This is a genomic window from Azospirillum sp. 11R-A (genome assembly GCF_049472615.1).
GTDB classification, from domain to species: Bacteria; Pseudomonadota; Alphaproteobacteria; order Azospirillales; family Azospirillaceae; genus Azospirillum; species Azospirillum palustre.
Genome location: NZ_JBCEBL010000004.1, coordinates 223267 through 244340, shown reverse-complemented (window position 1 = coordinate 244340; position 21074 = coordinate 223267). Strand labels below are relative to the sequence as shown.

Below are 21074 nucleotides of genomic sequence, written 5' to 3'. Positions count from 1 at the left end.
AACCGAAGACGGAGACAGCATGGCTGGCGGAATTTCGATCCATGGTGTGGATGTGGCGCGCGGCGTCGCCGCCCAGGGCATGCGGGTGGAGCTTCACGCGCTGACCCCGGAGCGCCGGCTGCTGGCGGCGGGGGAGCTTGGCGCCAACGGCCAACTCGACCACCCGACCGTGCGCGGCGACGGCATCGCCGCCGGCCCGCACGAGGTGCTGTTCCATGTTGGCGACTGGCTGCAGGCGGCGGGCTATGCCGAGGAGCAGGCCCGCTTCCTCGACATCGTTCCGTTCCGCTTCGTCGTCACCGACCTCGACCGCCATCTGCATCTGCCCTTCAAGTTCACCCCCTACGGGGTTTCCCTCTTTCTCGGTGTGTGACGGGGGTCAGGTCAACCTTTTGGAGAGACCGGCGACGCGTTCCATCACCAGCATCAGGCCGATGGTGACGACGATCAGCACGCCCGACAGCGCCGCGACGGTGACGTCCAACCGGCCTTCCAGATCCTGCCACATGCGGATCGGCAGCATGTCGGTGGCGGCGTCGCGCAGGAACAGCGAGACGGGGACGTTGTCGAAGGACGCCATGAAGGCGATGAAGCCGCCCGCCATGATGCCGGGCCGGATCAGCGGCAGGGTGACGCGGCGGAAGCCGTACCAGCGCCCGGCACCCAGGCTGGACGAGGCCTCCAGCAGCGACGGGTTCATCTGGGCGAGCGAGGCCACGGTGTTGCGGACGACGAAGGGCACCGAGACGACGGTGTGGCCGATGATGAGCGTCAGCGGCGACACCGGCACCCCGATCATCGAGAAGAACATCAGCGACGACAGGCCGAAGGCCAGGGCCGGCAGCACCAGCGGCGACAGGAACAGGCTGTCCAGCACCTTGGCCGTCAGGGTCGGCGAGCGGGCGATGCCGAGCGAGGCGGAAACCCCCAGAAGGATCGACAGGCCGGTCGCCCAGGCGGCCACCGTCAGGCTGTTCATCATCGCGAACTGAAGCTGCCACGCGTCCCACAGTTCGGCGTACCAGCGCAGCGAATAGCCGGGCGGCGGGAATTTCAGGGAATAGCCGCTGGTGAAGGACACCCAGATCACCACCACCGTCGGGGCGACCAGCAGGACCAGCGCCATCAGCGCGATGCCGGTCATGACGATGCGGAAGCTGAGCGCATCGAAATCGATGCGGCGGCCGCCGGAGACCGGCTTTGCGTAATCGGACATCGCTGCCTCCCCGGATCAGGCGTTGGCATAGCCGCGCGACAGGCGGCCGAGAGCGTTGAAGATCGACACCACCACCAGCACCGACAGCAGGAAGACGATGGAGATCGCCGCGGCAAAGGGCCAGTTCTGCAGGGTCGAAGCCTGCTGGTAGATGTACATCGGCATGAACAGCATCTGGCCGCCGCCGATCAGGCTCTGCGTGATGAAGGCGGTGATCGCCGCGGCATAGGTCAGCAGGCAGCCGGCGACGATGCCCGGCAGCGACAGCGGCAGGATCACCTTGCGGAAGGTCCGCCAGTGCCCGGCCCCCAGCACCGACGAGGCGTCGGCGAAATTCGGGTCGATGCGGCTCAGCGCGGTGATGATCGGCAGCACCATCAGCGGCATCTGTACCTGTGCCAGCGCCACGACCACGCCGCCCTCGGTGTAGAGCAGCTTCAGCGGCGTGTCGATCAGCCCGATCCAGGACAGCGTGGCGTTGACGATGCCCTGACGGCCCAGGATGACCACCCAGGCGAAGGTGCGCACCACCACGCTGGTCAGCAGCGGCAGCAGCACCAGCAGCATGATGATCCCCCTGGCCCAGCCGGGAGAGCGCTGGTGCAGCCATGCCACCGGATAGCCCAGCAGTAGGGTCAGCACCGTCACCTTCACCCCCAGCCACAGGGTCGAACCCAGAACCCCCAGGCTGAAGCTGTCGCCCAGGAAAGCGACATATTGGGTCAGCCCGTAATGGCCGCCCTGCGGGTCGGTCTGGAAACTCAGCGCCAGCAGGATCACCAGCGGCGTGACGAAGAACAGGACGAAGCCCGCCGCCAGCGGAGCCGCGAGCTTCAGGTCGTAGGTGGTGACGTCGCGCAACGTCGCGGCCATGGGGCGCCTCCTCCGGCTGGCGGGCTATTGAGCGGTCAGACGCGGATTTCGCGGTTGAACCGCTCGATCCAGGCGGCGCGCTGCTCGTTGATCTTGCCCCAGTCCTGGAACACGAACTTCTTCGCGATCTCCGCATGGTCCTTGGCCAGCGTCTTGGCCAGTTCGCCCTTGATCGCGACCTTGGTGTTGGTCGGCACGATCAGGTAGGGCTCCTCCATCAGCGTGGCCTGCACCTCCGGCGACATGGCGGCTTCGATCAGCTTGAAGGCCAGTTCCTTGTTGGGGGAGTTCTTGACGATGTGGATGGTCGTCTTGAAGGCGATGGCGCCCTCCTTCGGAATGACGAACTCCACCGGGACTCCACGCGCCTTCAGGATCTGGATGGCGTTGAAGTTGCCGGGGGAAATGTCGATCTGGCCCTGCTGGAACAGGGTGGCGAGCTGTCCGGGATTGGCGGCGACGGCGGCAAGGCTGGGGCGCAGCGCCTCGATGGCCTTGAAGGCCGGGTCGATGTTGGCCTCCGACCCGCCATGCATCTTGGCGAGTTCCACCATGAAGCCGGTGCCGAGCGTCGAGTTCAGGTTGGTGATGCCGACGCGGCCCTTGAATTCCGGCTTCCACAGGTCGGCCCAGGAGGTCGGCGGCGTCTTCACCGTCTCCGGGTTGTAGGTGATGCCGACCACCTGGAAGAAGGGCGCCGGCCCCATCGGGACCTGAGCCGCCGGGATCAGGTCCTTGTAATAGGCGCTCTGTTCGACCGGATAGGGTTCGACCAGATCCTGCGCGATGGCCTGGAGCGCGGGCCCCGGATCGTGCAGCATGACGTCGATCGGCGGGTTGGACCTGGCGGCGTTGACCTTGGCGATCTGGTCGACCGATAGCATCGGGTCGAGGACGATGTTGGCGTTGCCCGCCGCCTTGCGGAAGGCGGGGACGAGCACGGCCTTGTGGGCTTCCTCCCAGCTGCCGGTGAAGGTCGCGAAGACCAGCGGGCGCGCCTGCGCCCAGGTCAGGCCGGGGAAGGCGTGCATGGCACCCAGCGTCAGCGCCGTCTGCATCAGATTGCGGCGGGTCAGCAGCATCGTTCACTCCTGAAGGTGAGAGGGGCCTGAAGGTGAGAGGAGGGGGGTGAAGAGGAGATTCAGGCCGCGGCGAAGACCGAGGCGAGGCGGGGGGCGACCGGTGCCAGCCGCACCGGGGTGCCGGGCGCCAGCAGGTCGGTGCGCTGGATGCGCGGTTCCGACACCTTGACGGCGGTGCCGTCGCCGACGCGGATTTCGTGGACGACGGTGGCGCCCAGCGGCAGCCCCATCTCCACCACGCCGTTCAGCGTCTCGGTGTCGCCCGTGGCGGGATCGACGCTCAGATGTTCGGGGCGCAGGCAGACGGTGACGCGGGAGCCCGGCCGCAGATCGCCCTTGGGCGCGCGGGTCTCGATCAGTCCGCCGGCGTCCAGCCGCACCCGGCCGGAGCTGCGGTCGCTGTCGACCAGCACGCCGCCCAGCAAATTGGCCGAGCCGACGAAGGTGTTGACGAACAGGCTGTCGGGCGTGTCGTAAATTTCGGTCGGCGGGGAGAACTGTTCCAGCTTGCCCTGGCTCAGCACCGCGACGCGGTCGGCCATCGACAGCGCCTCTTCCTGGTCGTGGGTGACGAGGATGGTGGTGATGCCGGACAGGCGCTGGATGCGCTTGACCTCGATCTGCATGTCCAGGCGCAGATTCTTGTCCAGCGCGGCGAAGGGTTCGTCCAGCAGCAGGATCGACGGGTTGACCGCCAGCGCGCGGGCCAGCGCCACGCGCTGCTGCTGGCCGCCGGACAGCTGGCGCGGGGTGCGGTCGCCCAGATGGCCGAGCTTGACCAGATCCAGCATGCGTTGCGCCTCGCTGCGCTGGGTGGCGCGGTCGGCGCCGCGTGCATCCAGGCCGTAGGCGACGTTCTCCGCGACCGTCATGTGCGGGAACAGCGCGTAGTTCTGGAAGACGATGCCGACCGAGCGGCGGTTGGGTGGCAGCCCGTCCACGCTTTTGCCGCCGACCATCACATGCCCCTTCGTCTGGGCGAGGAAACCGGCGATGATCCGCAGCAGGGTGGTCTTTCCGCAGCCCGACGGGCCGAGAAGCGCCACGAGTTCACCGCCGCGGATGTCGAGCGTAACCTCGTTCACCGCGAGCGACGTGCCGTAGCGTTGGGTGATCCCGTCGAGAAGAAGCGTCTGCCCGCGCGGGGAAGCCGGGCCGTTGGGCGAAGCGCTGACCATGGCTGCACCATCCCTTTCGCGTTGCCGTTCGATTGCCTTCCTCTTTAGCAAACGGCATGCCGATTTTGCATTTTGCGTTATATAGCAATATGATAGCCTTGTTTTGCGCTGGGCGGCGGTTTTTGCGGAACCCGAATTGCCGCCATCTTGTGCGCAGGCCGGATGCATATGCCGCTTTTGACGCCATTGCCGGGAGGTTGATGAATGTCTGTGCAGAGTGATGTCTTGTGGCGGGACAGCGCGGCGTCCCTGGCAGCGCGTCTCGCCAGCGGGGAGCTTTCAGCCCGCGCGGTGACAGAGGCGCATCTGGACCGGGTCACGGCTGCCGATTCCGCGCTCTGCGCCTTCCTCACCGTCGCCGCGGACAAGGCGCTGGGGCGGGCCAGGGCGCTCGATGCCGCCTTTGCGAAGACCGGCCGCCCGGTCGGGCCGCTGCATGGCGTGCCGGTGGCCATCAAGGATCTGACCGACACCGCCGGTATCCGCACGACCTATGGGTCGGAGCTTTACGCCGACCATGTGCCGGCGGCGAACGATGTCGCGGTGGAACGGATCGAAGCGGCCGGCGGCATCGTCATCGGCAAGACCAACACACCGGAATTCGGCTTCGGCGCCATCTGCGGCAACCGTCTGGCCGGACCGACGCGCAACCCGTTCGATCCGCGGCTGACATCCGGCGGATCGAGCGGCGGCGCTGCGGTCGCCGTTGCTGCCGGCATGGTTCCGCTGGCCCACGGCACCGACTTCGGCGGGTCGGTGCGGGTGCCGGCGGGCTTCTGCGGTGTCGCCTCGATCCGGCCGACGCCCGGATCGATCCCGGCGCCGAAACGGCCGCTGGGCTGGGATACGCTGGCGACGCATGGGGTGATCGCGCGTGACACCACGGACTGCGCAGTGCTGCTCGCGGCGATGGCCGGAATGGACATCGACGATCCGACATCGCTTCTGGCGCCGTTCCGCGACGGTGCCGATGGAGGGGTGGGCTCACGGCTGGGTGCCACGGCCGATTTCGGTGCCGCAACCGTGTCGCATGCGGTGAGGGAGCGCTTCGCCGCCACCATTGCCCGGCTGGAGGGTGTGGCAGGGCCGGTCCTCCGCCGTCATCCCAACTGCGGCGACGCCATGGCGACCTTCCGCACGCTGCGCGCCGCACAGATCAGCCACGCCCACGGCCCGCTGCTGGACAGGCACGGCGACCGGTTGACCGACACCGTGCGGTGGAACATCGAAGCGGGCAGAAGCATCACCGCCCAGGCCTATCTGGAGGCGCAGGCGGCGCGAACCGCGCTGTACCGTCGCTTCACGGCACTGTTCCGGGATATCGATATCCTGGTGGCCCCCGCTTGCGGCGTGATGCCCTGGCCGAACGAGGATGGTGAGGTGACCGCCATCGACGGCAGTCCGACGGAGACGATTCTGGATTATCTCGGCGTCACCGCCATCGTGACGCTGATCGGCTTTCCGGTGCTGACGCTGCCTGCCGGCGATGCCGACGGGCTGCCCTTCGGCATCCAGCTGATCGCCCGTCCGGGTGAGGAGCGCCGCTTGATCGGCCTGGGCCGCCGGCTGGAGCGCGACGCCGGCTTCGTCCATCGCTGGCCGCCGGACTGAGAAGCCGGCGCTCCGGTCGACGCCGGTCCCGTCCCGTCATTCGCGATGGCGCAGCGCCTCGACCAGCGCGATGAAGGCCGGCGAGGATTGCCGCCGGCTCGGATAATACAGGTGATAGCTTTCCCAGTAAGGCGACCAGTCTTCGAGGACGCGCCTCAACCGTCCCTGCGCGATGTGGGGGGTGGCGATGTCCTCCGGAACATAGGCAAGGCCGAAGCCATCCAGGGCCGCCTCCAGGACATTGTGGATGTTGTTGAAGGCCACCTGTCCATCGACGTGGATGTTGACCGTCTGCCCTTCGCGCTCGAACTCCCACGCCCATAGGCCGCCGTATGTCGGCAGGCGCAGATTGATGCAGCTGTGGTGGACAAGCTCCTGCGGGCTGGCGGGGATCGGATTGCCGTCGAAGTAGGCGGGGGTGCCGATCACGGCGAAGCGGACCGGCGGGCTGATCCTGGCTGAGATCATGTCCTTGGCAAGCAGTTCGCCCATCCTGACGCCGGCATCGCACCGGGTGGCGACGATGTCGATCAGCGCGTTGTCGAGAACCAGCTCGACCTTGATGTCGGGGTATTTCGGCAGGATGTCGCGCAGCTTGGGCCAGAGCACATGGGCGACCGCATGGTCGGATGCGCTGATACGGATGTTGCCGGCCGGCTTCTCGCGCAACTCGCTGAGCGCGTCGATCTGCGCGCCGATCTCCTCGAAATGCGGACGGATGCCATTGAACAGGCGCTCGCCCGCATCGGTCAGCGACACCGCCCGCGTCGTGCGGGTCAGAAGCCGGATTCCGAGCCGGGCTTCGAGCTGGCGGATGGTGTGGCTGAGGGCCGACTGCGACAGGCCGAACTGCGCCGCCGCCCTGGTGAAGCTCCGCTCACGGGCCACCGCGATGAAGGCCAGCAGATCGTCGACACTCTCACGCGGCATTCATGATTCTCCTTCATATCGTCATGCGCATCATAGCGCCTAACCAATCACAGGGAATTGGAGGAAAGCTACCCGACCGTGCGCCGTCCGGCCACGACAGGGCAGGTGCGCGGCAATCAAGACGAGGGAAACGCACGGGATGATCGGAAATTCTACGCGTCGGTCGCTCCTGGCGGCGGTCCTGCTGGGTGCCGTGGTTCCGCGGCTCGTTGCGCCGGGCTCGGTTGCCGCAGACACGACGCGCAAAGGGGAGGATCGGGCCATGAGGATAAGGCTGCATTTCAGCGATCATGTGTTCACGGCGTTGCTCGACGATACGCCGTCCAGCCGCGACCTGTTGTCGATGCTGCCGCTGACGCTGACAATCGACGACTATTCGACCAACGAGAAGATCGCCTATCTGCCGCGCAAGCTGACCGAGGAGGGCAGCGGCCCGTTCGGAAACGAGGCTGCCGGCGACCTTTGCTATTATGCCCCCTGGGGCAATCTTGCCCTGTTCCATGCGGGATATCGCTATTCCCGCGGCCTGATCCGGCTTGGCCGGCTTGAGGGCGGGACCGGGCCGCTGCTGACGCGGGGCAGGTTTCCCCTCGGGGTCGAGCAGGTGGAGTGACGGGGCTTGCCGTGTATTCGCTTCAGGAGCGGTTGCCATCCGCAGGCGTCCGTTTCCATGCGGCGCGGGACGTGAAGGCGGCGAGCAGGGCGGCGAGAGCGAGCATGGCCGCACTGGCGCCGAAGGTGGCGCGATGGCCGCTTGTGTCGAACAGCAGGCCGCCGACCACCGCTCCCAGGGTGATGGCAAGCTGGACGATGGCCACCATCAGGCCGCCACCCGCCTCGGCGTCCCGCGGCAGCGTCCTCGCCACCCAGGTCCACCAGCCGACCGGTGCAGACGTGGCGAACAACCCCCAGCAGGCGAGCAGCAGCGCCGTCATCGGCAGAGACCAGTCAACCGCGACGAGCAACAGGGCGATGAGAGCCATCAATGCCGGAATGACGATCAGCGTCCGGTAGAGACCCGTCTTCAGGAATCCGCCGATCAGGGTGGTGCCGACGAAGCCGGCCGCCCCCATCGCCAGCAGCATGAACGACAAGGTGGAAACGTCGACGTGGGCGACCGTTTCCAGGAACGGCCGCAGGTAGGTGAACAGGGTGAACTGCCCCATGAAGAAGACGCTGACCGCAATCATTCCCAACGCAACGACGGGGCGGCCCATCAGCCGGAAGACCGTCACGGGGGATGAGCGGCTCTCCGTCCTCATGGACGGAAGACTGACCGCCTGCCAGACGAGGACGATTGCGGCGACCGGCACCACCAGAAAGAAGGCGCCGCGCCAGCCGATGAGACCGCCGAGAAAGCTTCCCATCGGTGCGGCGACGACGGTGGCGAGCGCATTGCCGCCGTTGAGGACCGCAAGCGCCCGCGGCACCTGACGGTCGGGAACGAGCCGCATGGCCGTGGCCGCCGACATCGACCAGAATCCGCCGATGGCGACGCCGATGAGGGCCCGGCCCGCCATGAAGGTCGGGTAATCCGGTGCAGCGGCCACGATGGTTCCCGACAGGATCATCAGGACGGTCAATCCCAGAAGCAGATGCTTGCGGTCGAGCGAGCCGGCCAGGGACGAGATGAAAAGGCTGGTCAGCATGGCAAAGGCGCCGGATACGGAAATGGCCTGTCCGGCCTGCCCCTCGGTGATGTGAAGTTCCGATGCTATCGGGGTCAGCAGGCTGACCGGCATGAATTCGGATGCGACCAGGGCGAAGGCGCCGAGGGACAGCGCAAAGACGGCACCCCATGCTGCCGGCTGCGGCGCGGTCCTGTCGGCATCCGAAGAGACGTGAGTTTGCATATTTGCCGAAATCCAGGGCAGCAAGCCCCCGTCCGGCGGACCACTGGGGGCGCGCCGGTTCGGGGGTGCTCGCATTTTTAAAGGGAGGCGAGAGCCGGGGTCAGGCGGACAGGGAAGCGTTGTCGATCACGAAACGGTATTTGACGTCGCCCTTGAGCATCCTCTCATAGGCCGCGTTGATGTCCCCGGCGCGGATCAGCTCGATGTCCGCGGTGATGCCGTGCTCGGCACAGAAATCCAGCATCTCCTGTGTTTCGGGGATGCCGCCGATCATCGAGCCGGCGATGGACCGCCGCTTGGTGATCAGGTTGAACACGTTGGGCGAGGGATGCGGCGCGGCCGGCGCACCGACCAGAGTCATCGTTCCATCGCGCTTCAGCAGCACGAGAAAGGCGTCCAGATCGTGCGGAGCCGCCACCGTGTTCAGGATCAGGTCGAAGCTCTTCGCATGGGCGGCCATCTCGTCCTCGTTGCGGGAAATGACGACCTCGTCCGCACCCAGCGCCTTCGCATCCTCCCGCTTGGATTCGGACGTGGTGAAGGCCACCACATGGGCGCCCATCGCGTGGGCCAGCTTGATGCCCATATGGCCGAGGCCGCCGATCCCGACGACGCCGATCTTCTTGCCCGGCCCCGCCTGCCAGTGGCGCAGGGGCGAATAGGTGGTGATGCCGGCGCACAGCAGCGGCGCCACCGCCGCAAGCTGCTCCTCCGGGTGCTTGACGCGCAGAACATAGCGTTCGTGGACGACAATCCGCTGCGAATAGCCGCCGAGCGTGTGGCCGGGCGGGTCGTCGGTCGGTCCGTTGTAGGTGCCGACCATGCCGTCGCAGTAATTCTCCAGCCCGGCCTCGCAGTCGTCGCAATGCTGGCAGCTGTCGACCATGCAGCCGACGCCGACCAGATCGCCTTCGCGGAAGCCCTTCACATGACCGCCGACGGCGGAAACCCGGCCGACGATCTCGTGGCCGGGAACGCAGGGCCACAGCGTGCCGGCCCATTCCGCCCGCACCTGATGCAAATCCGAATGGCAGATGCCGCAATAGGCGATCTCGATCTGCACGTCATGCGGGCCAGGAGCCCGGCGGGCGATGTCCATCGGCTCCAGCGGTCTGTCGGCGGCATGGGCGCCATAGGCTTTCACAGTCATGGGGGAAACTCCTCGCTTTTCTCGGCTTCTGTTCCGGGATGGGCAGCGTCAGGCGCCGTATTGCTCGTCCGTCACCTTGTCCATCCAGTCGACCGCCTTGCCGTCCAGCTGTTCCTGGATGGCGATGTGCGTCATCGCCATGGTGGGCGAGGCGCCGTGCCAGTGCCGTTCGCCCGGCGCGAACCACACCACGTCACCGGGGCGGATCTCCTCGATGGGACCGCCCTCGCGCTGGACACGGCCACAGCCGGCGGTGACGATCAGCGTCTGCCCCAGCGGATGGGTGTGCCATGCCGTGCGGGCGCCGGGCTCGAAGGTGACGCTGGCGGCCGTCGTGCGGGCCGGCGGGTGCGGCTGGAACAGCGGGTCGATGCGGACCGTACCCGTGAACCAGTCCGCCGGTCCCCTGGTGGATGGCTGCGAGCCGACTCGTGCGATGTCCATGGCCTCGATCCTCCGGTCGTTGCCCGCCGCGGTGCGGCGGTGGTGGCGCCAGAGAAGCTAGTCCACGGGACTGTCTGCGATTAGTCCCCCAAAGATGCATGGACTTATGAAGAAAATTCATCAATTCCCGTGACGTGTCGCGGTTTCGATGTCAGCTCACGGACCGGTCCGGGCCAGTTCCATCTGCTGGAACAGGGTCAGATTGTCCTCGATATGCCAGTTGTCGGTGATCCGGCCGTCCTCCACCTTCAGCAGGTCGGTTGCGATGAAGCGGATCGCCTGCCCCTTGCCGGCAGTGTCACCGAATTTGCCGCTGAAATGCCCGGTGAAGGTCATGTGAACGGTGACGTAATCGCCGGCCACGATCATCTTCTCCACCATGACGCCCAGATCCGGCACGGCGGTGCGGAAGCCGCGCGAAGCGAATGCCGGCCCCTCCGGCCCCTGCGGCCGGCCGGCTGGCAGGGTGCGGTCGGTGAAGCGGTCGGAAACCGCCTGTTTCAGATAGGCGGTGTCTCCACTGTTCCAGAATTCGTAAAAGGCACGGGCCGCATTGACGGTCGCATCGGCTCGGGACCCCGGTTGCGGCGTGGCGACGACCAACTCGTGGATGGGGACGCCGTCGGCAGCCAGCAGGTTGCCGACGGGAACGGAACCCAGGGCTGCGACGAACAGGGCGCGTCTGGCGATCTTTTGGAATTTGGTGGGCATGGCGTTTTCCAGGGTGTCAGGCAGTGAGGTCCAGCGGCCGGTCAGGCGATGGCGCCGCCGCCATCCACGCGCACCGTGGAGCCGGTGGCGAAGGGGGTGGTGGCGAGGAACAGCACGGCGTTGGCGATATCCTCGGCCTGGCCGACCCGGCGGGCGGGCAGGCGCTGGGCGGCGCCGGCGAACATCGCCTCCCGCTTCTCCGCCGGCAGGCCGGACCACAGCGGTGTCGCGATCAGGCCGGGCGAGACGGCATTGACGCGGACCGGGGCGAGTTCCAGAGCCAGCCCGCGGGCCAGCGCCTCCAGCGCCGCGTTGATGGCCCCCTGCAGAACGGAGGTCGCGGAGGGCCTGACGCTGAGAAAGCCCGACACGAAGGTCAGCGATCCGGTCTCGCTGATTTTTGCGGCACGGGCGACGTGGTAGGCGCCCCAGAATTTGCTGTCCATCGCGGTCCGGGCGTCGGCGACGGCAAGGCCGCGCACCGGCCCGCCGGGCGTCTGCGCCGCGGAGATGACGACATGGTCCCAGGCCGGCTCTTCCGCGAAGAAGCGTTCGACCGCCTCCAAGTCACGGGTGTCGAGCACGACGGCGCGTGCGTTGCCGCCGATTGCGGCGACCGCGGCGTCGAGCTTGCCGCGCGACCGCGAGGCGATGGTGACCGAAGCGCCTGCTTCGGCAGCGGCCGTCGCGGTCGCCAGACCGATGCCGGAGCTGCCGCCGACCACCAGCACGCGCGTGTTCTTCAAGCTGTCTGACATGGTGTATTTCCTTCAGGGGTGGGCTGGAAGGAAGTCTAGAACCTCTCCGGATTGCGCAGTATCCTCGACCTGATCGATATACTCTCCACCGAATGGAAAGAATGCGGCGGGCATGCTGGGCGATCTCGATGAGCTGCGCACTTTCGTCCGCATCGTCGCCGCGGGCAGTCTGTCCGCCGCCGGCCGCGAGATGAATCTGGCGCTGAGTGTGGTCAGCAAGCGGCTGGCATCGCTGGAGCGGCGGACCGACACACGGCTGGTGGCCCGCAGCACCCGGCGCCTCGCCCTGACGGAGGAGGGGCAGCGGCTGTACCGGCATGCCCAGCGCATCCTCGCCGAGGTCGCTGAGGCCGAGGAGGCTCTCAGCCATGGCCGTGTCGAACCGCAGGGCATTCTGCGGGTGGGAGCGCCGGCTGCGCTGGGCCGCATGCATGTCGGCCCGGTCTGCCGCGAGCTTGTCGAAGCTTATCCGCGGATTTCGGTCGACCTCCGCCTGACCGACCGCATGGTCGACCTGATCGACGAGGGGCTGGACGTGGCGGTGCGGATCGGGGCGCCCAGGGATTCGGCGCTGGTCATGCGCAGGCTGGCTGACAATCACCGGATCCTGGTCGGTGCGCCGGCCTATCTGGAGCGTCGCGGCTGGCCCGCCTCGCCACGGGATTTGGAGAGCCACGACTGCATCCAGTATCGCGGCACCGGCGGGCACTGGCGCCTGCTGGGACCCGGCGGTGCGGTGGTCGAACTGGACACCGCATCCCGCCTGCGCTGCGACAATGGCGACGTCGCGCAGGATTGGGCGCTTGCCGGCTGCGGCCTCCTGTGGAAGTCGCGGATCGATGTTGAGGACGACCTTGACGCCGGCAGGCTGGTGCGGGTGCTGCCGGACTGGCATGGCGACCCCGCACCGGTCTGTGCACTGTTCCCCTCGCAACGGCAACTGCCGACGCGCGTGCGCCTGTTCCTCGACGCCATGGGGCGCCGGCTGAACCGGGAGGAGGCAGCGCGATAGGTGCGCCGCTTCCGGCGCCTTAGCCGACCCGCTCGATGGCGATGGCCGTGGCCTCGCCGCCGCCGATGCACAGGGACGCCACGCCCCGTGTCAGTCCGCGCGCCGCCAGGGCATGCAGCAGCGTCACGATCAGCCGCGCCCCGGTGGCGCCGATCGGGTGGCCGAGCGCGCAGGCCCCGCCATTGACATTCAACCGCTCGGGATCGATCCCCAGGTCGCGCTGTGCCGCCATGGCGACGACGGCGAAGGCCTCGTTGATCTCGAACAGATCGACCTCGCCGACCGACCAACCGACCTTGTCCAGCAGTTTGCGGATCGCCGGGATCGGAGCGGTGGTGAACCAGGCCGGATCCTGGCTGTGGGTGGCGTGGCCGCGGATCTCCGCCAGGATCGGCAGACCGGCGGCCTCGGCCACCGAACGCCGGGTCAGCACCAGCGCCGCGGCACCATCCGCATTGGCCGACGAACTGGCGGCGGTGATCGTCCCGTCGCGGCGGAAGGCGGGTTTCAGCGCCGGGATCTTGTCGGGGGAGACCTTCAGCGGGTTCTCGTCCTGCGCGACCACCCGCTCGCCACCCTTGGCGGGAACCGTGACCGGCACGATCTCCGCCGTGAAGGCACCGCTTTCGACCGCCGCACGGGCACGGGTCAGCGTCCGGGCGGCATAGGCGTCCTGCTCGGCGCGGGTGAAGCCGTAGGCCTCGGCCGTCGCCTCGCCGAAATCGCCCATGGCGCGGCCACCCTCATAGGCATCCTCCAGCCCGTCCAGCATCATGTGGTCCAGCAGCCGGTCATGGCCGATGCGGTATCCGCCGCGGGCCTTGGCCAGCAGGTAGGGGGCGTTCGTCATCGATTCCATGCCGCCGGCCACCACGATGTCGGCCGATCCGGCGCGGATCAGGTCATGGGCCAGCATCGTCGCCTTCATGCCCGAGCCACAGACCTTGTTGACCGTGGTCGCTCCGGTTGCATCGGGCAGCCCGGCACCGCGGGCTGCCTGCCGGGCCGGCGCCTGCCCTTGCCCGGCGGGCAGGACGCAACCGAACAGCAGTTCGTCGATGCTGGCGGGCGGCAAGCCGGCACGCTCCACCGCCGCGGTGATGGCGCGGGCGCCGAGAGCCGGGGCCGGCAGCGCCGACAGCTCTCCCTGGAAGCGGCCCAGCGGCGTGCGGACGGCGGACACGATGACGACGGGGTCGTGGGTCGAAGTGGTGTGCATGTTGCGGTCTCCGGATCGGTGGCCCGGCTGGGGCGACATTTAAATGACGAGTATCATGTTTGCATAATTGATGATGATCGTCATATAATTTGTCAACGGGTCTCCCATCGCTTTGTGGGGACGCTTCTCAGGGTCGTGTCAGGGAAGGTGCATCATGCGGGTGAGCAAGGAGCAGGCGGCGGAGAACCGGCGCCGCGTCGTCGAGGTGGCGAGCGCGCTGTTCCGTGAGCGCGGCTTCAACGGGATCGGCGTCGCCGACCTGATGAAGGAGGCCGGCCTGACCCACGGCGGCTTCTACGGCCAGTTCGCCTCCAAGGAGGATCTGGCGGCGGAGGCCTGCGCCCACGCGATGGAGGTGGCGGCGGAGCGCTGGCGCGTGTCGGCGGAGACGAAGGGGGACGAGGCTCTGACGGCGCTGCTGGACAGCTACCTGTCTCCGCGCCACCGCGACCGCAGTGCCGCCGGCTGTCCCATCGCGGCACTCGGCATCGATGTGGCCCGTCAGGGCGGAGTGGCGCGGAGTGCCTTCACCCGCGGACTGCGGCCCTTCCTCGACGGCTTGAGCCGCCTCGTTCCGGGCCGCTCGGCGGAGGCGAAGCGGAAGGCGGCGCTGACCACCCTGTCGGAGATGGTCGGCGCCCTGATCCTCGCGCGTGCCGTCGACGATCCCGCCCTGTCGGAAGAGATCCTGGAGGCGGCACGCACGAGCCTTGGCCGGCCTCCCGGCAAGCCGGAGGCCGGCGACGCCTGACCGCCGTTGCGTCGATCAGGCGATTCCAGTCAGGCGATGCGGCGGAGCAGGTCGATCCGCAGCGGCTCGCCCAGCAGCGCATCGAACTGCGCGGCAAGGCGGGTGAAGGCCGCAGCCTTCGCATGGGTGTCGAGCGCCGCCTGATCCTGCCAGATCTCGTACATCACGATGGTGCCGGGCTTTTCACGGCTGACATGGGCGGAGTAGGCGAGGCAGCCCGGCTCCTTCAGGACGTCCGGGACGATGGCGGTGATGGCGTCGGCCAGCGCCTGCTCCTGGCCGGGCTTGGCGATCAGATAGGCGACGAGTTGCACCTGCTCGCTCGGCGGAATGGTCATGGCGGTCTTTCCCCTGATGGACGGTTGGAAGCTAGCTTTTCGAACTTGGGCTTTGCAGCGCCGGGATCCGTCCGATCCTCGTCCGCGGGGCGGCGGCTGGCAACCCGGCCCCTTGGCCTGTGACCAAGGGATAGACCGGGCAAATCGAAATCGGAAATGCGGAGTTGCGATTTCAGCCAGAAGCGAATCCCATCGATCACCAAGCGCCTGCGTAAGAGGTATGCCATTGCAGACGGGCCGGGCCGCGATGGTTCGCACCCCCAACAACGCTGTTGACCAAAGCTGTATTATCCATCATACAGGTTCCTGTCTGATGAATGGACAGCCTTGGGTCCCGGTGGGACGGTTTCCGGTGGAAGGGGAGGCGGAGTGCTGTGAAGTCGGCGGTCGAACCCCTGAAGGCTCGCAGGATCTATCTGCTGCTGCGCGACCGCATCGTCGCCGGCGAACTGCCGCCGGGCGCGCGCCTGCCGGGCGAACCGGCGCTGGCCGCCGAACATGCCGTGTCCCGCGTCACCGTGCGCCGGGCGCTGGACCTTCTGGACAAGGAAGGGCTGGTGCAGCGCAAGGCCGGGTCCGGTACCTTCGTTCATGACTCGCGCGCCGTCCGGCCCATCGTCGCCGACCTGTCCAATGTGCTGTCGCACCTGATCGACATGGGCCGCAGCACCGACGTCAGGCTGCTGTCCTTCGGTTATGGCGTGCCGCCCGAATCGATTGCCGAAAGCCTGGGCCTGAAACCCGGCGAGCGGGCGCAGCGGTCGGTGCGCGTGCGCCTGATCGACGGAGAGCCCTTCTCCTACCTGACCACCCATGTGCCGGAATGGATCGGCCTGACCTATTCGGAGGCGGAACTGGCGGCGCGCCCGCTGCTGGAACTGATCGAACGGTCGGGCGTGACGACGGAACGCGCCACCCAGGCGATCAACGCCACGCTGGCCGGGCCGGAAGCTGCGGCGGCGCTGGATCTGGAGATCGGCTCGCCGCTGCTGACCCTGACCCGCATCGTCTATGAGCCGTCGGGCCGCGGCGTGGAGCATCTCCACGCGCTGTACCGGCCCGACCGCTACAGCTTCCACATGGATCTGGTGCGCACCGGCAGCGACGGCGAACGGCGCTGGAGCCCGGCGCTCGGCTGGCCGCGCGCTGCCGACAAGCCCAGGGCCGACAAGACCAAGACCGACAAGAGCAAATCCGAGAAAAGCAAATCGGGCGAAAAGCCCACCCGCACCGCGCGGGTCATCAAACAGAGGAGTTGAGCGTTATGGGACGTTCGGTTCAGGACTCCACCCTCGCCGGCATTTCCCGCCGCACGGTTCTGAAGGCCGGTGCGGCGGCTGCCGCCGTCACCGCGCTGCCGTTTGCCGCCCCCTCGGTCCTGCGGGCGCAGACCCCGGTGGTGAAGATCGGCATTCTCCAGCCGGTGACCGGCGCGCTGGCCCATGACGGCGACCTCGGCCGGGCCGGTGCGGAGATGGCGATCAACGAAATCAACGCCGCCGGCGGCATCAAGTCGCTGGGCGGCGCCAAGCTGGAAATGCTGTTCGGCGACGCCCGCTCGACCCCCGAAGCCGGCACGCAGGAGGTCGAGCGCATGCAGGCCGAAGGCGTGTCCGCCATCGTCGGCGGCTTCGCCAGCCCGATCTGCCTTGCCGCCTCGCAGGCGGCGGCGCGCTACGACCTGCCCTATCTGGTCGATGTCGGCGTGTCGGACCAGATCATGGCGCGCGGCCTGACCAACACCTTCCGCTTCAGCCCCGGCTTCGGCAAGGTCACCCAGGTGGCGCTCGACAATTTGACCGCCATCAACGACAAGGCTGGCAAGCCGGCCAAGACCGTGGTGCTGGTGCATGAGGACGGGCTGTTCGGCTCCGGCCTCGCCAAGCTGCTGCAAAGCGAACTGCCCAAGCGCGGCTTCGAGATCCTGGAGACCATCGCCCACCCGACCCCGGCGCGCGACATGTCCAACGTGGCTCTGCGCATCCGCTCGCTGAACCCCGATCTGGTGATCCCGTCCAATTACTATGGCGAGTTCGTGCTGCTCGCCCGCACCATGCAGCAGCAGCGCATCAAGCCGAAGGGCATCTACGCCATCCTGGGCGGGGCGGCGTCGAACGGCCGCTTTGTCAAGGAATTCCCGCAGGCGGCGCAGAACGTCATCGACTGCAACCACTGGCACGATCCGAAGAATCCGAAGGCGCTGGCTCTCCGCAAGGCGGTGGAAGGGCAGGGCAAGTCCTTCGCCTACAACGTCTCGCTGAACTATTCGAACGTCCTGCTGCTGGCCGACGCCATCGAGAGCGCGGGATCGTCCGACCGCAAGAAGATCATCGAGGCGCTGAACGCCTCCACCTTCGCCGGCCATATCATGCCCTACGGCCCGACGAAGTTCGTCAACGGCCAGAACGAGGGCGCCACCCCGATCAACACCCAGATCCAGGGTGAGGACATCAAGGCGATCTTCCCCGAAGCATTCGCCGAGGCGAAGGCCAACTTCCCGGCGGCCTGATCCGTTTTTCGCCGTCGCACCTCCGCATTCCCCCATCCGTCCGGGTCGCCGCGAGCCGGCCGACCCGGCGCGGGTGAAGGGATCATTCCCCTCATGCGCGGGCTGCCATGTATTCACCTCAGATCATCCTGGAAGCGGCGCTGAACGGTCTGATGACCGGTGCGGTCTATGCCCTGATCGCGCTCGGCCTGACGCTGATCTACGGCGTGCTCCACATCATCAACTTCGCCCACGGCGCGCTGCTGACCTGTGCCATGTTCGCGGTCTGGATCGCCTGGGCATGGCTGGGGATGGACCCCTATCTCGCCATCCTGCCGCTGGTGCCGCTGATGTTCGCGCTCGGCTATGGCCTGCAGCGCTTCGTCATCGGGCCGGCCAGCCATGGCGACGACGGCAACATCCTGCTGGTCACGCTGGGCCTGTCCATCGTGCTGGAGAATGTGCTGCTGGCCGTGTTCCAGTCCGACACCCGCACGCTCGACACCGATTATTCCTTCCAGGTGGTGGCCTTGGGGCCGCTGCTGCTCAGCTACCCGCGGCTGATCGGGCTGGGCGTCGCCGTGGTGGTCACCGGTCTCTTGTGGCTGGTGCTGAACCGTACCGACACCGGCAAGGCGATCCGCGCGGTCGCCAAGGAAAAGCTCGGCGCCAATCTGGTCGGCATCGACGTGCCGCATGTCTATGCCGTCACCTTCGGCCTGGGCTGCGCCTGTCTTGCCGTCGCGGCGGGGCTGCTGATGCCGACCTTCTACGTCAACCCGCGCATCGGTGGCGCCTTCGTGCTGGTCGCCTTCACCGTGGTGGTGCTGGGCGGCATGGGCTCGCTGCCCGGCGCGCTGCTGGGCGGCCTGTTCATCGGCGTGGTGGAGAGCCTGTGCGGCCTGTTCCTGGGCGACAGCCTGGGCCAGATCGGCATCTTCCTGATCTTCATCGCCGTGCTGCTGGTGCGGCCGACCGGACTGTTCGGAGCCAAGGCATGACCGCGCGCGACCTGATCCCGATCGCCGTCCTCACCCTCCTGGCGGCGCTGCTGCCGCTGGTGGTGACGTCCAGCCCGGTGCTGAACTTCCTGGTCTTCATGCTGATCGTGGCGCTGGGCGCACAGGGCTGGAACATCCTGGGCGGCTTCGGGGGCCAGTTCAGCTTCGGCCATGCCGCCTTCTTCGGCACCGGCGCCTATGTGACGGCGATTCTGCAACTGCGCTACGGCGTCAACGCCTGGGCCGGGCTGGTGCTGGCGACCCTGGCCGGGGCGGCGGTCGGCTGGGTCATCGGCTTCCTCAGCTTCCGCTCGGGCCTGCGCGGCTCCTATTTCGCGCTGGTGACGTTGGCGTTTGCCGAGGTGTTCCGCATCCTCGCCAACGCCGCGTCATTCACCGGCGGTGCGGCGGGGCTGCTGATCAAGCTGGATGTCCGCGCCGTCAACCTGCAATTCGACGACCGAGCCGTCTTCTACTGGCTGGTGCTGGCCTTCGTCGCCGCGGTGCTGCTGCTGACGCGCTGGATCCAGCGCTCCCGCTTCGGGGCGCAGCTGGTGGCGGTGCGCGAGAACGAGGACGCGGCCAAGGCGCTGGGCGTCAATTCCCTGACGGTTAAGCTGCGCGCCATCGCCCTGTCCGGCGGGGTGACGGCGCTGTCCGGCTGCCTCTATGCCCAATACTTCCTCTACATCGACGCCAACATCGCCTATGGCAGCTGGATTTCGGTGGAGCTTCTGCTGGCCCCGATCATCGGCGGCGTCGGCACCGTCTTCGGCCCGGTGGTCGGCGCACTGACCCTGCACGGGCTGGGCGAAGTGGCCAAGCAGTTCGCCGGCCGCATCCCCGGCATCGACCTGATCGTCTTCGGCGGCGTGCTGGTGCTGGCTGTGGCCTTTGCCCGCGGCGGCATCCTCGGCCTGCTGGAACGCTTACGCGACCGCGGCCGCGGGATGGTCACGCGCGGACCCAAGGAGGTTTCCCATGCTGGCCGTTGACGGCGTTTCCAAGCGGTTCGGCGGGCTGATGGCGGTGGACAGCGCGACGCTGTCGCTGCAATCCGGCGGCATCGTCGGGCTGATCGGCCCGAACGGCGCCGGCAAGACCACGTTGTTTTCGATGATCTCCGGCTTTGTCGCACCGACCGACGGGCGCATCCGCTTCGAGGGCACCGACATCACCGCCGAGGAGCCGCACCGCCGGGCCGAGCGCGGCATCGGCCGTACCTTCCAGATCGTCCAGCCCTTCGCCGGGCTGACGGTGTGCGAGAACATCGCGGTCGGCGCCTATCTGCGCCATGCCAGGCGGGCCGACGCCACCGCCAAGGCGCGCGACGTGGCGCGCCGCGTCGGGCTGGGCGCCGAGCTTGACCGGCCGGCGGGCGGACTGACGGTGGCCGGGCGCAAGCGGCTTGAGCTGGCCCGCGCGCTGGCGACCGAGCCGAAGCTGCTGCTGCTGGACGAGGTGCTGGCCGGGCTGAACCCGTCGGAGATCCGCGACATCATCCCGGTGATCCGGGGCATCCGCGACGAAGGGGTGACGATCCTGATGATCGAACACGTCATGCAGGCGGTGATGAGCCTGTGCGAGCGCGTCTATGTGCTGGCCCAGGGCCGCATGATCGCCGAAGGGCCGCCCGCCGTCGTCTGTGCCGACGCCCGCGTGATCGAGGCCTATCTCGGCCACGGCGCCGCCGCCCGCCTGAAGGCGGAGGGGGCGGCCCATGGCTGAGCAGCTTCTGGAAATCCGCGGGCTGAAGACCGGCTATGGCGCCACCGAGGTGCTGCGCGGCATCGACATGGCCGTCCATGCCGGCGAGATCGTCACGGTGCTGGGCTCCAACGGCGTCGGCAAGACGACGCTGAACAAGGTGATGTCGGGCGTGCTGCCGGCCTGGACCGGAGAAATCCGTTTCGGCGGCACCCGCATCGACGGCAAGTCCGCCGCCCGCATCGTCGAGCAAGGGCTGATCCAGGTGCCGGAAGGCCGCAAGATCTTCCCCAACCTGTCGATCCGCGAGAATCTGGAACTCGGCAGCTACCGCCGCGGCAAGCCGAACCGGGCACGGAACCTGGAGCGCATCTTCGCGACCTTCCCCCGCTTGAAGGAGCGCGAGGGCCAGTTCGCCGGCACGCTCTCCGGCGGCGAGCAGCAGATGCTGGCCATCGGCCGCGGCATGATGGCCGAGCCGCTCCTGCTGATCCTCGACGAGCCGTCGCTCGGCCTTTCGCCCCTGGTGGTGGAGGAGATGTTCGGGCTGATCCGCAAGCTGAACGCCGACGGGCTGGCGATCCTGCTGGTGGAGCAGAACGTCGTCCAGTCGCTGGAGGTCGCCCGCCGGGCCTACATCCTTGAGAACGGCGTCTTCGCGCTGTCGGGACCGTCCGACGAGATCGCGCGCGACCCCGAACTGAAACGCACCTATCTCGGCCTTTGAGGGGCCGTCCGCCTGGGAGCGGTGA

23 protein-coding genes are annotated in these 21074 nt (G+C 67.6%); 11 read left to right on the top strand and 12 right to left on the bottom strand.

The annotated features are described in order from the left end of the window. Positions 1-19 precede the first annotated feature (19 nt). Positions 20-373 carry a hydroxyisourate hydrolase gene (locus VH569_RS08650; protein WP_423314980.1) on the top strand — a complete coding sequence of 118 codons (354 nt, stop codon included), beginning with the start codon at positions 20-22 and terminating at the stop codon, positions 371-373. Positions 374-379: 6 nt separating this feature from the next. Here VH569_RS08650 and VH569_RS08645 read toward each other — a convergent pair whose 3' ends face one another. Genes VH569_RS08645 through VH569_RS08630 form a run of 4 tightly spaced genes read right to left on the bottom strand, consistent with a single transcriptional unit; the run spans position 380 to position 4349 of the window. After that, a complete protein-coding gene (locus VH569_RS08645) occupies positions 380-1216 on the bottom strand; it encodes an ABC transporter permease (RefSeq protein ID WP_423314978.1) in 837 nt (278 codons plus the stop codon). Positions 1217-1231: 15 nt separating this feature from the next. After that, positions 1232-2089 carry an ABC transporter permease gene (locus VH569_RS08640; protein ID WP_423314977.1) on the bottom strand — a complete coding sequence of 286 codons (858 nt, stop codon included), beginning with the start codon at positions 2087-2089 and terminating at the stop codon, positions 1232-1234. A 35-nt stretch (positions 2090-2124) separates the two neighbouring features. After that, positions 2125-3171, bottom strand: coding sequence for an ABC transporter substrate-binding protein (locus tag VH569_RS08635; RefSeq protein ID WP_423314976.1), 1047 nt, complete (start codon positions 3169-3171; stop codon positions 2125-2127). Positions 3172-3230: 59 nt separating this feature from the next. After that, complete coding sequence (locus tag VH569_RS08630; protein WP_423314975.1) at positions 3231-4349, bottom strand: ABC transporter ATP-binding protein; 1119 nt, start codon at positions 4347-4349, stop codon at positions 3231-3233. Positions 4350-4553: 204 nt separating this feature from the next. Between VH569_RS08630 and VH569_RS08625 the strand changes: the two genes are divergently transcribed. Further along, on the top strand, positions 4554-5960 hold the full coding sequence (locus tag VH569_RS08625; protein ID WP_423314974.1) for an amidase: 1407 nt from the start codon (positions 4554-4556) through the stop codon (positions 5958-5960). Positions 5961-5996: 36 nt separating this feature from the next. On the opposite strand, the gene VH569_RS08620 is transcribed toward VH569_RS08625, so the two are convergent. Further along, complete coding sequence (locus VH569_RS08620) at positions 5997-6890, bottom strand: LysR family transcriptional regulator (protein ID WP_423314973.1); 894 nt, start codon at positions 6888-6890, stop codon at positions 5997-5999. Between the two features lie 262 nt (positions 6891-7152). Between VH569_RS08620 and VH569_RS08615 the strand changes: the two genes are divergently transcribed. Beyond that, positions 7153-7503 carry a cyclophilin-like fold protein gene (locus tag VH569_RS08615; RefSeq protein WP_423314972.1) on the top strand — a complete coding sequence of 117 codons (351 nt, stop codon included), beginning with the start codon at positions 7153-7155 and terminating at the stop codon, positions 7501-7503. 22 nt (positions 7504-7525) lie between these two features. Here VH569_RS08615 and VH569_RS08610 read toward each other — a convergent pair whose 3' ends face one another. From VH569_RS08610 to VH569_RS08590, 5 genes are all read right to left on the bottom strand, one after another. Then, positions 7526-8743 (bottom strand): MFS transporter, encoded by a 1218-nt coding sequence (locus tag VH569_RS08610; protein ID WP_423314971.1) that lies wholly within the window; start codon positions 8741-8743, stop codon positions 7526-7528. Between the two features lie 100 nt (positions 8744-8843). Next, a complete protein-coding gene (locus VH569_RS08605) occupies positions 8844-9893 on the bottom strand; it encodes an NAD(P)-dependent alcohol dehydrogenase (protein WP_423314970.1) in 1050 nt (349 codons plus the stop codon). A gap of 48 nt (positions 9894-9941) precedes the next feature. Further along, positions 9942-10337: a (R)-mandelonitrile lyase gene (locus VH569_RS08600; RefSeq protein ID WP_098738516.1), complete on the bottom strand. Its 396-nt coding sequence runs from the start codon at positions 10335-10337 to the stop codon at positions 9942-9944. Positions 10338-10493: 156 nt separating this feature from the next. Next, positions 10494-11048: an ester cyclase gene (locus VH569_RS08595; protein ID WP_423314969.1), complete on the bottom strand. Its 555-nt coding sequence runs from the start codon at positions 11046-11048 to the stop codon at positions 10494-10496. Between the two features lie 41 nt (positions 11049-11089). Further along, positions 11090-11806, bottom strand: coding sequence for an SDR family oxidoreductase (locus tag VH569_RS08590; RefSeq protein WP_423314968.1), 717 nt, complete (start codon positions 11804-11806; stop codon positions 11090-11092). A 112-nt stretch (positions 11807-11918) separates the two neighbouring features. Between VH569_RS08590 and VH569_RS08585 the strand changes: the two genes are divergently transcribed. Next, on the top strand, positions 11919-12818 hold the full coding sequence (locus VH569_RS08585; RefSeq protein ID WP_423314966.1) for a LysR family transcriptional regulator: 900 nt from the start codon (positions 11919-11921) through the stop codon (positions 12816-12818). A gap of 19 nt (positions 12819-12837) precedes the next feature. Here the strand turns inward: VH569_RS08585 and VH569_RS08580 are convergent, their stop codons facing one another. After that, positions 12838-14037 (bottom strand): acetyl-CoA C-acyltransferase, encoded by a 1200-nt coding sequence (locus VH569_RS08580; RefSeq protein ID WP_423314965.1) that lies wholly within the window; start codon positions 14035-14037, stop codon positions 12838-12840. Between the two features lie 154 nt (positions 14038-14191). On the opposite strand from VH569_RS08580, the gene VH569_RS08575 reads away from it, so the two are divergent. Then, positions 14192-14788 carry a TetR/AcrR family transcriptional regulator gene (locus VH569_RS08575; RefSeq protein ID WP_109049114.1) on the top strand — a complete coding sequence of 199 codons (597 nt, stop codon included), beginning with the start codon at positions 14192-14194 and terminating at the stop codon, positions 14786-14788. Between the two features lie 29 nt (positions 14789-14817). On the opposite strand, the gene VH569_RS08570 is transcribed toward VH569_RS08575, so the two are convergent. Then, positions 14818-15126 (bottom strand): putative quinol monooxygenase, encoded by a 309-nt coding sequence (locus tag VH569_RS08570; RefSeq protein WP_423314964.1) that lies wholly within the window; start codon positions 15124-15126, stop codon positions 14818-14820. A 374-nt stretch (positions 15127-15500) separates the two neighbouring features. On the opposite strand from VH569_RS08570, the gene VH569_RS08565 reads away from it, so the two are divergent. From VH569_RS08565 to VH569_RS08540, 6 genes are all read left to right on the top strand, one after another. Beyond that, complete coding sequence (locus tag VH569_RS08565) at positions 15501-16385, top strand: GntR family transcriptional regulator (protein ID WP_423314963.1); 885 nt, start codon at positions 15501-15503, stop codon at positions 16383-16385. Between the two features lie 5 nt (positions 16386-16390). After that, a complete protein-coding gene (locus VH569_RS08560) occupies positions 16391-17635 on the top strand; it encodes an ABC transporter substrate-binding protein (RefSeq protein WP_423314962.1) in 1245 nt (414 codons plus the stop codon). 107 nt (positions 17636-17742) lie between these two features. Next, the gene (locus VH569_RS08555) at positions 17743-18615 is read left to right on the top strand and encodes a branched-chain amino acid ABC transporter permease (protein WP_423314961.1); all 873 of its coding nucleotides are present in this window, start codon (positions 17743-17745) and stop codon (positions 18613-18615) included. Next, the gene (locus VH569_RS08550; protein ID WP_423314960.1) at positions 18612-19610 is read left to right on the top strand and encodes a branched-chain amino acid ABC transporter permease; all 999 of its coding nucleotides are present in this window, start codon (positions 18612-18614) and stop codon (positions 19608-19610) included. Before VH569_RS08555 ends, VH569_RS08550 begins: the two co-directional genes overlap by 4 nt. Further along, positions 19597-20343 (top strand): ABC transporter ATP-binding protein, encoded by a 747-nt coding sequence (locus VH569_RS08545; RefSeq protein ID WP_423314959.1) that lies wholly within the window; start codon positions 19597-19599, stop codon positions 20341-20343. Before VH569_RS08550 ends, VH569_RS08545 begins: the two co-directional genes overlap by 14 nt. Further along, positions 20336-21049 carry an ABC transporter ATP-binding protein gene (locus tag VH569_RS08540; RefSeq protein ID WP_423314958.1) on the top strand — a complete coding sequence of 238 codons (714 nt, stop codon included), beginning with the start codon at positions 20336-20338 and terminating at the stop codon, positions 21047-21049. The genes VH569_RS08545 and VH569_RS08540 overlap by 8 nt, the downstream gene beginning before the upstream one ends. Positions 21050-21074 lie beyond the last annotated feature (25 nt).